A 12,695-nucleotide genomic window follows, 5' to 3' on the forward strand; every position below is an offset into this window, starting at 1 on the left:
GAGTGGCCCGTGACTGATCGCCCGACGATCGACTTTCCGTCCCGAATCGGCGTGTGGTGGGCCAGCGAGAGTTGGTCGATGCCCGCTGCGGTCGAGGTCGCCCAGGAGATCGAAGAGCTCGGCTACGGGTCGCTGTTCATCCCCGAGGTCGGGCTCAAGGACGCGATGGTGCAGTCGGCGATCTTCTTGGCCGGCACCAAGCGTCTGGTTCTGGGAACCGGGATCGCGAACATCCACGCCCGGCTGGCGATGATCGCCGAAGGCGGTGGCCGCAGCATCACCGCGGCCTACCCGGGCCGGTTCATCCTCGGCCTCGGGGTCAGCCACGGCCCGCTGGTGGAGAACATGATGGGCGGTACCTACGAGAAGCCACTGGCCACCATGCGGGGTTACCTCGAGCGGATGGCTGCGCTGCCGGATTTCGTCGAGCCCGGCTCGGGCCGGCCCACCCGCCTGCTGGCCGCGCTCGGCCCCAAGATGATCGAACTGTCGGGCACGCACGCCGACGGCGCGCATCCCTACCTCGTGTTGCCCGAGCAGACCGCCACCACCCGGGAGATCCTGGGGCCGGACAAGTGGATCGTGTCCGAGCAGGCCATCGTCGTCGGTGAGAGCGCCGAGGAGCAGCTGCGCCGGGCGCACCTGCATCTCGAGGTCTATTCGGGCCTGCCGAACTATCGCAACTCCTGGCTGCGGCAGGGCTTCGACGAATCCGATCTCGTCCGCGGCGGCTCGGATCGGCTGGCCGGCCGCATCGTCGGGCAGGGTTCGGTGGAACAGGCCGCCGCGTCGGTGACCGCGCACCTCGACGCAGGCGCCGACCATGTGGTGGTTCAGGTTCTCGGCGATGGCGATCCCACCTGGGACCCGCGTCCGGCGCTGCGCGAACTGGCCGGGGTGCTGAGCCTCAGGGGTTGATGGTGTTCTCGCCGACCTGACGTCCCCAGACGTACTCGGTCAGGAGCGGCTGGCCGAGTTCGAAGTGGTTGTACGGCGCCAGCGATGCGCCGTAATCGGCCACCAGGAACGGTGCCGGCCAGAAGTTGCGATTGACTTCCTGCCAGCAGCCGGGCGCGCCACCGGGACCGCCCTTGGCGTTCACCCGCGGCAGGTTGTCGGGATACACGTAGGGATTCGGCGCACCGGTCAGCCCGATGTGGAAGTCGATCGAGTAGCCGTTGCCGCCGGCGCTGTCCTTGGCGTTGGAGGTCGCGTAATTGCGGATGGTGCACATGATCGCGGGGCTGTAGGTGTCCAGGAGTTTGGCGGTGGGGATCAGGTCGGCCTGGCCGCGCACGAAGTAGGGGCCGCCGCGCTCGAAGATGTCGGCACCGGTATTGCCGAACCCGGTCGAGGCCAACAACGCCGCGTCGAGATCCTTCTGCTGCTCATTGAGCGTGCGCGCGGTGGTCACCGCGTGATCGAGGAAGTCCCACAGATCAGGGCTGGCCTTGGTGTACACATCGGCCAGCTTCGAGAGCTGCTGAATGTTCGTGCGAATCTGCGGCATCTGCGGATTGACGTCATCGAGCACCGCATTGCCGTTGACGATCGACTGCCCGAACTTGGTCCCCAGACCATCCAACGCCTCGGCCGCCGCCGACAACGTCAGATTCAGCTTGACCGGATCCACCTTCTCCGAGATCGACGTCAACGTCTCGAACAACGTATTGAACTCGGTGGTCACGTGGGAGACGTCGAGCACGTCCTTGCTGGAGATGCGCTGGGGCGTCGGGTTGGGCGGGCTGCGGAAGGACACGTACTTGTTGCCGAAGACGGTGCTGGCCTTGACCTCCGCGATGGCGTTGGCGGGAATCAGCGGGATGTATTTGGGCTCGACGTCCAGCGACAGCTTGGCTTTGGTGGTGCCGTCGCGCTCGATCGGGTCGACGCCGGTGACGCGGCCGATCTGCACGCCGTTGTAGGTGACCTTGGAGCCGGGATCCATCACCAGGCCGGCCCGCTGCGAAATCAGCGTCAGCTGGGTCATGGGCGTGAAATCGCCGCGAAACTGCATGAATGCGGCGACCACGATGATGGTGAAAACGACGGTTGTCACAGCGAATGCGGTCTTCAGGGGTGGCGAGTACTGCCAGTGTCGGCCCTTGGTCTCGAACCAGTTCGGCGGCGCGGATTTATCCTCAGTCATCAGGTCCGCGCCTACCGGTCACTGAATCCCCCCACCGACAGCAGCTCAGCTGCCACATTGCCCGTTCGTGTTGCCACTATCCCACGCACGTGGGGGCCATCTGGGTTTTCAGACCAATCGATATCAGTGATGATCTCGTGGTCCCGGGACTGGCGTGACGCCGGTCACATCGCCTTGGCTAGGCGGTTTGGTGGGCCGTTCGGAGGTGCTCTGAAACCGGCTGCAGTTCACCGATTTTGGGCTCTCTACCGTCCCCGGATGAGCGGCCGCGAGCATGCCGCCAGATCCACGGGATTAGCAGACTCCTGGTCCACTGGGCCTGCGCGTACATCCGTTCCGCGAAGCTGTCTTGGACGTTCTCGCCACTGGACCGCGCCCAATCATGGTTGCTGCCGGGAAGTTTCAGCGCTTCGGCGGCGGCTTCGGCGAACAGGATGTGGCCCTTGGTCGACGCGTGCATGCGGTCGTGGCTCCAGATCGAGGGCTCACTCATCGCTTCCGCGTTGTAGAGGTCGACCAGCCCGAAACCGTGCCGCTGCGCCGCGCTCACGATGACTTCGTTGACCTGCTGGATGCGTGACCCGATCAGCCGGCCTACCGGCAGCATCTTCGCGACGTCGGGAAACGACGTCGTCACCACCGTCGCACCGGAATCCGCCAGCTGTTGGTAGACGTTCTCGAGGTCGGCCATGGCCTTGGTGAACGTCCGGCCCGGTCTCGTCACGTCGTTCATGCCGACGCAGACGGTGACCAGATCGGGATCCATGGCCAAAGCACGAGGTAGTTGGTTGTCGAGCACGTCGATCACGCGCTTGCCGCGGATGGCGAGGTTGGCGTAGAGCAATCCGGGGTTGCGGTCGTCCAGGAGAGCGGCGAGGCGGTCGGCGAACCCGATCACACCGACGGTGTCGTCGCCGTCCCAGAGGCCTTCGGTCTGGCTGTCGCCGATCGCGACATATCGGGAGAAGCCCATGTCCGACATGATCTTCGAGTTTAGTGCCAGGTACGGCAGTACCATCGGCAGGCGAGGGGAAGGCAGGGTGTACAAACGGTGAAGTCGGTGGAGACAGCCGAATCCACGGCATCGCCCGCGGCCCGACCCGCCCCGAACTCGCGTCAGCGGCTCATCGACGCGCTGGCCGACTCGATCACCGACATCGGCTACTCCGCCACCACCGTCGCCGACATCGTCCGCCGCGCACGCACCTCGCGGCGCACCTTCTACGAGAACTTCACCGATCGGGAAGCGTGCCTGGTCGCATTGCTCGCCGACACCAACCGCCGTGCCGTGGGCACCATCTCGGCAGCCGTCGACCCAGCGTTGCCGTGGGAGGCGCAGATCAGGCAGGCGGTGCAGGCGTGGGTCGCCAACGCCGAGTCCCAGCCGGCGGTGATGCTGAGCTGGATTCGCGACGTTCCCGCGCTCGGGATGGCCGCCCGTGAACTGCAGCGTGAGGTGACGGAGTCGTTCATCACGATGGTCCGGACGCTGTCGGACACCGAAGAATTGCGGGCCGCCGGCATCCCGATGGTGTCCCGGCAGCGGGCGCTGATGTTGATCGGCGGGTTGCGAGAACTGACCGCGGTGACGGTCGAGAGCGGGGGCCGGATGAGCGATGTGACCGACGAGGCGGTCGACGCGGCTATCGCCCTGCTCGGGCCGCCCCGTGCGGCTACTTCTTGAGCCAGGTCCGGACTCTGGCGAGATCGCGGGTGTAACCCTCGTACATCTCGTTGTCGAAGAACGAGGCTCCGCTGATCGCCTCGTTGCCCTGCCAGATCACCCGGACCCGGTAGCGGTCGCGGAGGTAGATGTCGACGCGGTCGCTTTCCCGGCGCTGCCAGCCCTTCTCTTCGCCGGCCTCGGCAAGGGCCGCGCGCTCGTCGGTGCCAGACATCAGTGATCACTCCTCGTGGGGCATGGGTATGAGGCCCCGACGGCCAACACTACTGTGGCGCACCCTTCGGACCCACGTTGTGCCGATCGGTACATCGGCGTACCGTGGCCGGTACAGTGACGTACCGAAGCGAAGCGAAGGGGCGAGGACGATGGCACAGGCGACGAGCGATCCGATTCGACTGCCACCCGGTCCGCGCGTTCCGAAGCTGATCCAGGGCCTCCAGTTCTTCACTTCCCGGCGCTCAGCGGTCGGTGGCCTGACCAGACGCTACGGCCCGGCGGTCACCCTGAACCTTCCGATCTTCGGCAAGGCGGTGCTGATCAGCGACCCGGTCCTGGTCAAGGAGCTGTTCACCACCGGCAGTGACCTGGTGGGCCGGGCGACCAATCTGGGTGAGGTGCTCGGCCCGGGCTCCACGTTCAGCCTGGACGGCGAGGAGCACCGCGAACGGCGCAAGCTGCTGGTCCCGCCGTTTCACGGCAAGCGGATGCAGGGCTACGAAGCGATCGTCGAGGAAGAGGTGATGCGCGAGATCACCGGCTGGCCCGAGGGTGTCGAGTTCGAGACGCTGCCGTCGATGATGCACATCACGCTCAATGCGATTCTGCGTGCGGTGTTCGGCGCCGAGGGTGCGGCGTTCGACGAGCTGCGCGAGCTGCTGCCCAAGACCGTCGTGGTCGGCTCCCGGATGGCATTGCTCCCGAAATTCTTCCGCCGCGACTTCGGCCCGCGCAGCCCCGGCGGGACGATGCAGCGCTACCGGCGCCGCTACGACGAGATCATCGACTTGCTGATCGCCGACGCCCGCAACGACCCGGCGTTCTCCGAACGCGCCGATGTGCTGTCGCTGATGCTGCGGGCACGCTACGAAGACGGATCCGCGATCTCCGACCAGCACATCGCCGACGAACTCCTCACCCTGCTCAGTGCCGGGCACGAAACCACGGCAACCACCCTGGCCTGGCTGGTCGAGCGAGTGCGCAGGCACCCGGAGCTCTTGCGTCGGCTGGCCAAGGAGGCTGACGCAGGCGGGTCTGATCTCCAACAGGCGACGATCTGGGAGGTGCAGCGGACTCGGCCCGTCATCGACGGGACCTCTCGGCTGACGCTGCAGCGAATGAGGCTGGGCGAGTGGGTGATTCCCGAGAAGCATGTGGTGATCGTGAGCATCGCCTCGGCGCACGCCAACCGCGACCGATTCGAGAACGCCTCGACATTCAACCCGGACCGGTTCGTCGGCAACCCGCCGGACAACTACACCTGGATTCCCTTCGGCGGGGGCATCCGCCGGTGCATCGGCGCCGCGTTCGCCAACATGGAGATGCGCGTGACCCTGCGAACATTGCTGCGCGAGTTCACCTTTGAACCGACCGCCGCGGCGGGCGAGGCCTACCACTCACGGGGAATCGCCAACGCGCCGGGGGACGGCGGGCTCGCGGTCGTCCACCGCCGCTCCACGGCGACGCGGCGGGTCGATTCGCTGAGCGCACAATCGATCACTGGGTAGCTCCTGGGAATCTGCTGGGAATCGCGTCAGGAGGGGAGGCGACGGTTCACCACGATTCCCGCACCGATGGACAACGCCAGCGCCAATGCGCCGAGGGCGACCCAGCCTCCGCTCGCGTCACCGCGCACGACCTGGTAGCCGATCTGCTCATCGAGTGTCGAGTACACCCGGTTCAGTTCACCCAGACTGGTCGCCCGAAATGCTTGGCCGCCACTGAGATCGGCGATCTGCGCCAGCGATGTGTCGTCGGTGGGAACGGGGATCGGCTGGCCGTCGACGGTGACGATCCCGTCCGGCGTGCCGAACGAGATCGTCGAGATCGGCACGCCCTGTTCCTTGGCGGCTCGGGCGGCTGTGAACGCCCCACGCGGCGACTCCAGATCGGGCGGCACCGTCTCCTTACCGTCGGACTCCAGCACGATGCGGGCCGGCGGCGGCCCGTCACCGCCGCCCATCACCGCGCCGGTGGTGGCGATGGCCTGCAGCGCCGTGAAAATGCCTTCGCCGGTGGCGGTGCGCGGCTCGGGAACCAGCTTGTCGATCGCCTGCTTGACCTGCTGGCGATCGATCGTGGGCGCCACCAATAGCGTTGCGCCCGAGGAGAATTTGACCAATCCGAGATTGATGCCCGGGGTGAGTAGGTCGGCGAAATGCTTGCCCGCCTCGCGGGCCGCCTCGATCCTGCTGGGGGCCACGTCGGTTGCCGACATCGACTCCGAGACGTCGATCACGAGCATCACCACCGCCCGGTTGCGGGGGATGCGCACATCCTGTGTCGGGCCTGCCATCGCGGTGGTCAACAATGCGAGCGCCGCCACGAGCAAGGCAGCGGGGAGGTGTCGCCATCTGCGCGGCTTCTGGCCTGCGGCAACCTGTTCCAGCAGTGCCATGTTCGCGAAGCGCAACACCCGCCTGGTCCGTACCCGCTGGACGAGGAGGTAGACCACCACGGCGACCGCGATGATCAGCAGGTACAGGAACAGCCACGGGGTTGTGAAACCCGAGAGCGACAGTGAACTCACAGCCGGTGTGACCTCCTCTCAACTTCCGCCGGTACAAAGGACACCGTAGCCACGCTTTCTGAAGACGGGCTGGCCGAGAGCGAGGACAGGAGTGGGTCGAGCGTGATGACGGTGCCCGGCATCGGGTCGTTGACTCTGGCCGGACTGGCGCATCCGAGCCTTCTGCTGCTGGCGCTGGTGCCCGTCGCGCTGATCGCGCTGTACGCGGTGATGCAGATCCAGCGGCGGCGGCGCCTGCGCCAATTCAGCGATCCGACAGCGCTGGGCCGGCTTGCTCCCAAGCGACCACATCGCTTGCGGCACTTGCCGATTGCGCTGGCAGCCCTAGCCCTGCTGCTGCTGGTCTTCGCACTGGCCGGCCCCACCCATCAGGCTCGTATCCCCCGCAACCGCGCGGTGGTGATGCTGGTCATCGACGTCTCACAATCCATGCAGGCCAAAGACGTTCCCCCGACCCGGCTGCGCGCGGCACAGGACGCCGCCAAAACCTTCGCCCAACAGCTGACCCCCGGCGTGAACCTGGGCCTGGTGTCCTTCGGCGGCAACGTCAACCTGCTGGTGTCCCCGACACCGGACCACGGCGCCACCGTCACCGCACTGGACAAGTTGCAGCCGGACAATTCCACCGCCACCGGAGAGGCCCTCTTCACCGCGCTGGAGTCCATCCAGACCGTGAGCACGGTGCTCTCCGCAGGAGATGCGACACCGCCGCCGGCGCGCATCGTGCTGCTGTCCGACGGCGGGGAGAACAAGCCGGCCAACCCCGACAATCCGCGCGGGGCCTACACCGCGGCCCGGGCGGCCAAAGACCAGGGCGTCCCGGTCTCCACCATCACCTTCGGCACGCAGGGTGGAGTCGTCACGCTGAAAGACGACACGATCCCGGTGCCGTCGGATGACCGGCAGATGAAGCGGATCGCCGAACTGTCCGGGGGACAGAGCTACCGGGCCACCAATATCGACGAGCTCAACAAGAGCTACGGTTCCGTGCTGCAGCAGGTTGGTTACCAAACGATCAGCGCACCGGCGGGCACGGCGTGGCTGCGCCTGGCCGTCCTTGTCGCGACGATCGCGGTGTTCCTGGGTCTGGCGGTGAATCGAAATCTGCCCGCATGATGGGTAGGGACGTCAGCAGAGCAGGAGGAGAAGCCCGATGATCACCGCCGACAATGTCCGCCAACTACTCGACAGCGAGATCGATGCGGTGCTGGTCCTGGTCGAGGGCCGCATCCACGTCATCGACCCGGCAGCGTTGGACACCGACGAATACCGCGGGGCACTGCAGGTCATCACCCGCGAGGAACTGATCGAGCAGGCCGGTGGCGAGGAGCTGTCGGATCGGGAGCTTCTCGAGCAGGCCGCAGCCCTCGAGATGGCCGTCGACGAACTCGGCGGCTAGGTCAGCGCGCCCGCGCGCGCTGCACGAGATCTACTGACGCCGTCCGTAATTCGTCGGCCGAGGACAGCGGCGCTCCGAAGCCGACCCGGGTGTAGCCCATACCGCGGGGAGTCTCGACGCGAAGATCCAGCCCGTAGCGGTCGATGCCGGTGCACACCGCGACCGTCGTGTCGGGGTACCCGCCCAGCGCCCGCGCCATCTCGGCAAGGGAATCGGCGTGGTCGGCATTGAGGTGGGCGAGCGCGCCGCCGGCGTTCGGGCGAACGGGGTCCGGGGCGGCCGCGTCGTAGTCGGCGGCGGTCGCCGAGTCCATCCGGCCGTACCCGCCGACCCAGCGCACCCGTTGTACTCGCAGCACCCACACCGTGAAGTCGGAGTAGTCGATGTAGTACTTCGCTGCCGTGACCGCTGCCAGGTGCGCGTCGCGTGCCGCCGCCAGCTCGTCGCCGGTGGGGCGTTCGGCCACACCGGCCAAGGTGATCCGTCCGCTGGCCAGCGGGTCGGATTCCGTTGTCGGCGCGACGATGGCGAGGCTGGCACGCGGATCGCCGGCCAGGTTGCGGCCGTGCTCGGCCATGTTCGAAACGCAGAGCACCGGCGCGCCACCGAGCAGCCCGTAGGTGACGAAGGACGCCCACGGATCGCCGGTTGCGGTCAATGAGGCGAGCGTCGCGGTATTGGTCGACGCGGCGATGCTGCGCGCCTCTTCGGCCGCCGAGGGGCGGGTGTCGTCGACGATGTCGGTCAGCGGCGGCGGAACCGAGGGCGCGTCGCCGGGGTCGCCATGATCGCGGGTAACCACGGGTGGAACATACCGCGCTCACTACTATGGGAATGCAAGTGACGTCACCGCATCGCTTCCTATCAGAGAAGGTTCGGTCATGAAGAACGTACGTCTGCTCTCGGCCCTCGCGGCCGTCGTCATGGTCACCGCCATCGCCTGCGCACCACCGGAGAAGAAGAGCGGTGGGGACAAAACCAACACCGGGGTGTCGGCCGCCCTGGCGACCTCCTCGTTCGACTTCGGCGGGATGGACGGGCTGATCGCCGCGGCGAAGAAGGAGGGCGAGCTCAACGTCATCGCCCTTCCACCGGACTGGGCGAATTACGCCGCCATCATCAAGGCGTTCAGCGACAAATACGGCATCAAGGTGAACTCCGCGCAGCCCGACGCCTCCAGCCAGGACGAGATCAATGCCGCAGTCCAGCAGAAGGGCCGCAGCACCGCACCCGACGTGTTCGATCTGGGCCAGTCGGTGGCATTGGCCAACAAGTCGATGTTCGCGCCCTACAAGGTGGCGACGTTCGACAGCATCCCGGACGCGATGAAGGCGGTGGACGGACTGCTGGTCAACGACTACGGCGGTTACATGTCGATCGGCTACGACTCGGCCAAGGTCCCCGACTTGAGCACCGTCAACGACCTGATGGACCCCGCGTACAAGGGCAAGGTCGCACTCAACGGGGATCCCACCCAGGCCGGTGCCGCGTTCTCGGGCGTTGCGATGGTGGCGCTGTCGCAGGGCGGCTCGGCCGACGACATCTCCGCGGGTGTCTCGTTCTTCGAACGGCTCAAGCAGGCGGGCAACTTCCTTCCCGTCGACCCGACGCCGGCGACCATCGAATCGGGGCAGACGCCCGTCGTCATCGACTGGGATTACCTGAACGCCGCGCAGACCAAGAAGCTGCCGAGCTGGAAGGTGTTCGTGCCCCAGGGCGCGGTGCTGGGCGGGTACTACTTCCAGGCGATCAACAAGGACGCCCCGCACCCGGCGGCGGCACGGCTGTGGCAGGAGTTCCTCTACAGCGACGAAGGGCAGAACCTGTACCTGCAGGGTGGTGCGCGCCCGGTCCGTGCCGATGCGATGGTCAAGTCGGGGACCATCGACGCGGCGGCGTACGAGAAGCTCCCGCCGGTCAGCGGAAAGCCGGTGATTCTCAACCAGACACAGACCGACGCCGCCACCAAGTACCTGGCCGACACCTGGGCCAAGGCAGTCGGCTGACATCGTGGCGGCGGGCACCGTGGGCCGACGTGTCCGAGAACTCGTTCCGCTACTGCCTTTCGGAGTCTTCGTCACGATCTTCCTGATCGTCCCGACGGTGACGGTGATCGTGTCCGCCTTCTATCTCGACGGCGTGTTCTCGCTGCAGCGCATCGGGTTGCTGTTCTCCGATACCGCGTTGGCCGCACTGGGCAAGAGCGTGCTGCTCTCGGCGAGCACCGCCGCGATCGGTGCGATCCTCGGGGCGGTGCTGGCATGGCTGGTCGTCACCAGTTCACCCACGTCGCGGTTGCGTCGTGTAGTGCTGTCGCTGTGCAGCGTGCTGGCCCAATTCGGTGGAGTGGCTTTGGCTTTCGCGTTCCTGGCGACGATCGGCCTCAACGGCGTGCTCACCCTGTGGGTGTCCGACTGGTTCGGGTTCAACCTGTCAGGCGACGGCTGGCTCTACTCGCTGCGCGGTCTGATCCTGGTCTACACCTACTTCCAGATCCCGCTGATGGTCATCGTGTTCACGCCCGCGCTGGAAGGACTGCGCGCCGAATGGCGGGAAGCGGCGGTCAGTCTCGGCGCGTCGCGGTGGGCGTACTGGCGCGAGGTCGGCTTCCCGCTGCTGCTGCCGGCGTTTCTCGGGTCGGCATTGCTGTTGTTCGCCAATGCCTTTGCCGCGTATGCCACCGCCGCCGCGCTGGTCAGTCAGGGCAGCCCGATCCTGCCCCTGCTGATCCGCACGGCGCTGACCTCTGAGGTGGTCCTCGGGCAATCCGGCTTCGCCTACGCGCTGGCCCTGGAGATGGTGGTCGTGGTCGCGGTGGTCATGATCGCCTACAACCTGCTGGTGCGGCGCACGTCGAGATGGCTGCAATGAAGGCCGGCCGGATCGGACGAGGGGCGGCGCTGGCGCTGTTCGGGTTGTTCTTTTTGTTCCCGCTGTACGCGATGGCCGATTTCAGCACCCGGGATCTGATCCACGGTGGGCGCACGCTGCAGGCGTGGAAGAACTTGGTACAGAACGAGATGCTGTATCAGGCGATCGTCATCTCCCTGTTGCTGGCGGTATTCACCGTCGTGTTGATGTTGACGATCCTGGTGCCGACGATGATCTGGGTCCGGCTGCGCGCCCCCTGGGGCAGGCGCCCGGTGGAGTTCCTGTGCCTTCTGCCGCTGACCATCCCCGCACTGGTGATCGTCGTCGGCCTGCGCAACGTCTACCTGTGGGTGGTCTATTTCCTGGGCGAATCCGCGCTGACCCTGACGTTCATCTACGTCGTGCTGGTGCTGCCGTTCGCCTACCGGTCCCTCGACGGCGCACTGTCCGCGATCGACCTGAAAACCCTTGCCGAGGCGGCTCGTTCGCTGGGTGCGGGATGGACCACGACGATCGTGCGGGTGATCGTGCCCAACATCTGGTCGGGCATCTTGTCGGCCGCGTTCATCTCGATCGCGGTGGTGCTCGGCGAGTACACCATCGCCTCGCTGAGCGGATACGAAAACCTCCAGGTGGTGATCGTCGCGCTCGGTAAGAGTGATGGGCCGACGTCGGTGGCGGCATCGCTGGCGACGCTGGTCTTCGGATTCATACTGCTGCTGACACTGTCGCTGGTGACCCGTAGGAAGGGCCGATCATGACGGGCGTCTCCGTTGATTTCGCTGACGTGACACGGATCTACGGGGCGGTGCGTGCTCTCGACGGACTGACGCTGGACCTGCGACCCGGCGAGATGGTCGCCCTTCTCGGGCCGTCGGGCTGCGGCAAGACCACCGCACTGCGCATCCTGGCCGGACTCGACGCGCCGACATCGGGGCGGGTCGCGGTCGACGCCATCGACATCACCGACGTGCCACCGAACAAGCGCGATATGGGCATGGTGTTTCAGGCGTACAGCCTCTTTCCGCATCTGACCGTTCTCGACAACGTCGCGTTCGGGCTCAAGCTGCGCGGCAAGAGCAAGGCCGAACGCACCACGCTGGCCGGTGACATGCTCGACCTGGTTGGGCTCGCGGAACACAAGCAGAAGTACGCCAGTCAACTCTCCGGCGGTCAGCAGCAGCGGGTCGCACTGGCCCGCGCGTTGGCGATCCAGCCCCGGGTGCTGCTCCTGGACGAGCCGCTGTCCGCACTGGACGCGAAGGTGCGTGCACAGCTTCGCGACGAGATCCGGCGTGTGCAGCTCGAAGTCGGCACGACGACACTGTTCGTCACCCACGACCAGGAAGAGGCGCTGGCCGTCGCTGATCGAGTCGGTGTGATGAATCAGGGTCGCCTGGAACAGATTTCCGCACCCGCGGATGTCTACGCCCATCCCGCCACCCCGTTCGTCGCCGAGTTCGTCGGCCTCAACAACAAAGTCGACGCCGAGGTGGCCGACGGCCGAGTGCGGTTGCTGGGAACCTCGCTGGCTGCGGCCGAGGGCTCGATCACCACCGGCGCCGGCGTGGCGCTGATCCGGCCGGAGTCGGTGCGGGTCAGCGCCGATCCCGCCGGACCGGCCACCGTCGCCTCGGTATCGTTTCTCGGGCCGATATCGCTGGTGCACTCCATCTTTGACAATGGAACGCGGCTGATCGCACAGACCTCCAGTGCGCAGGCCACCGCACTGTCGCCCGGTGATCGCATCGCCGTCGGTGTCGAACAGCCCGCCGTGCTGGTGGTGCCGTCGAACTAGGTGTGCGCCAAACCGGCAAGACCGCATTTCCGAGGCCGTCGCGCAGTA

The 12,695-nt window shown here is 66.4% G+C and carries 14 protein-coding genes; 9 read left to right on the forward strand and 5 right to left on the reverse strand.

Going from position 1 to position 12,695, the window contains the following annotated elements:
- Window positions 1-9: 9 nt before the first annotated feature.
- Window positions 10-918, forward strand: coding sequence for an LLM class F420-dependent oxidoreductase (locus EV580_RS16145; protein WP_133692147.1), 909 nt, complete (start codon window positions 10-12; stop codon window positions 916-918).
- On the opposite strand, the gene EV580_RS16150 is transcribed toward EV580_RS16145, so the two are convergent.
- Window positions 908-2,149: an MCE family protein gene (locus tag EV580_RS16150; RefSeq protein WP_133692148.1), complete on the reverse strand. Its 1,242-nt coding sequence runs from the start codon at window positions 2,147-2,149 to the stop codon at window positions 908-910. The two genes, EV580_RS16145 and EV580_RS16150, sit on opposite strands and share 11 nt — an antisense overlap.
- Before the next feature lie 178 nt (window positions 2,150-2,327).
- Window positions 2,328-3,131 (reverse strand): SGNH/GDSL hydrolase family protein, encoded by an 804-nt coding sequence (locus EV580_RS16155; protein WP_255525236.1) that lies wholly within the window; start codon window positions 3,129-3,131, stop codon window positions 2,328-2,330.
- A gap of 78 nt (window positions 3,132-3,209) precedes the next feature.
- Here EV580_RS16155 and EV580_RS16160 point away from each other — a divergent pair, with 78 nt between their 5' ends.
- Window positions 3,210-3,833 (forward strand): TetR/AcrR family transcriptional regulator, encoded by a 624-nt coding sequence (locus EV580_RS16160; RefSeq protein ID WP_370581505.1) that lies wholly within the window; start codon window positions 3,210-3,212, stop codon window positions 3,831-3,833.
- On the opposite strand, the gene EV580_RS16165 is transcribed toward EV580_RS16160, so the two are convergent.
- Window positions 3,823-4,047: a hypothetical protein gene (locus tag EV580_RS16165; RefSeq protein ID WP_133692151.1), complete on the reverse strand. Its 225-nt coding sequence runs from the start codon at window positions 4,045-4,047 to the stop codon at window positions 3,823-3,825. The genes EV580_RS16160 and EV580_RS16165 overlap by 11 nt on opposite strands.
- A gap of 151 nt (window positions 4,048-4,198) precedes the next feature.
- On the opposite strand from EV580_RS16165, the gene EV580_RS16170 reads away from it, so the two are divergent.
- Entirely contained in the window at window positions 4,199-5,557 is a 1,359-nt protein-coding gene (locus tag EV580_RS16170; RefSeq protein ID WP_133692152.1) for a cytochrome P450, read from the forward strand.
- Window positions 5,558-5,583: 26 nt separating this feature from the next.
- Here the strand turns inward: EV580_RS16170 and EV580_RS16175 are convergent, their stop codons facing one another.
- Window positions 5,584-6,579, reverse strand: coding sequence for a VWA domain-containing protein (locus EV580_RS16175; protein WP_183504165.1), 996 nt, complete (start codon window positions 6,577-6,579; stop codon window positions 5,584-5,586).
- Between the two features lie 105 nt (window positions 6,580-6,684).
- On the opposite strand from EV580_RS16175, the gene EV580_RS16180 reads away from it, so the two are divergent.
- Together EV580_RS16180 and EV580_RS16185 are read left to right on the forward strand one after the other, a co-directional pair.
- Complete coding sequence (locus EV580_RS16180) at window positions 6,685-7,695, forward strand: VWA domain-containing protein (protein ID WP_133692274.1); 1,011 nt, start codon at window positions 6,685-6,687, stop codon at window positions 7,693-7,695.
- 37 nt (window positions 7,696-7,732) lie between these two features.
- Window positions 7,733-7,978 carry a hypothetical protein gene (locus EV580_RS16185; protein WP_133692153.1) on the forward strand — a complete coding sequence of 82 codons (246 nt, stop codon included), beginning with the start codon at window positions 7,733-7,735 and terminating at the stop codon, window positions 7,976-7,978.
- Between the two features lies 1 nt (window position 7,979).
- Here the strand turns inward: EV580_RS16185 and EV580_RS16190 are convergent, their stop codons facing one another.
- Complete coding sequence (locus tag EV580_RS16190; RefSeq protein WP_133692154.1) at window positions 7,980-8,780, reverse strand: HugZ family pyridoxamine 5'-phosphate oxidase; 801 nt, start codon at window positions 8,778-8,780, stop codon at window positions 7,980-7,982.
- A 79-nt stretch (window positions 8,781-8,859) separates the two neighbouring features.
- Here EV580_RS16190 and EV580_RS16195 point away from each other — a divergent pair, with 79 nt between their 5' ends.
- Genes EV580_RS16195 through EV580_RS16210 form a run of 4 tightly spaced genes read left to right on the forward strand, consistent with a single transcriptional unit; the run spans window position 8,860 to window position 12,647 of the window.
- Entirely contained in the window at window positions 8,860-9,984 is a 1,125-nt protein-coding gene (locus tag EV580_RS16195; RefSeq protein ID WP_133692155.1) for an ABC transporter substrate-binding protein, read from the forward strand.
- Window positions 9,985-10,003: 19 nt separating this feature from the next.
- Window positions 10,004-10,849, forward strand: coding sequence for an ABC transporter permease subunit (locus EV580_RS16200; RefSeq protein ID WP_166654719.1), 846 nt, complete (start codon window positions 10,004-10,006; stop codon window positions 10,847-10,849).
- On the forward strand, window positions 10,846-11,610 hold the full coding sequence (locus tag EV580_RS16205) for an ABC transporter permease (RefSeq protein WP_133692275.1): 765 nt from the start codon (window positions 10,846-10,848) through the stop codon (window positions 11,608-11,610). Before EV580_RS16200 ends, EV580_RS16205 begins: the two co-directional genes overlap by 4 nt.
- Window positions 11,607-12,647: an ABC transporter ATP-binding protein gene (locus tag EV580_RS16210; protein ID WP_133692157.1), complete on the forward strand. Its 1,041-nt coding sequence runs from the start codon at window positions 11,607-11,609 to the stop codon at window positions 12,645-12,647. The genes EV580_RS16205 and EV580_RS16210 overlap by 4 nt, the downstream gene beginning before the upstream one ends.
- The last annotated feature ends 48 nt before the right edge of the window (window positions 12,648-12,695 follow it).

It is taken from the genome of Mycobacterium sp. BK086 (genome assembly GCA_004362315.1).
Lineage (GTDB): Bacteria > Actinomycetota > Actinomycetes > Mycobacteriales > Mycobacteriaceae > Mycobacterium.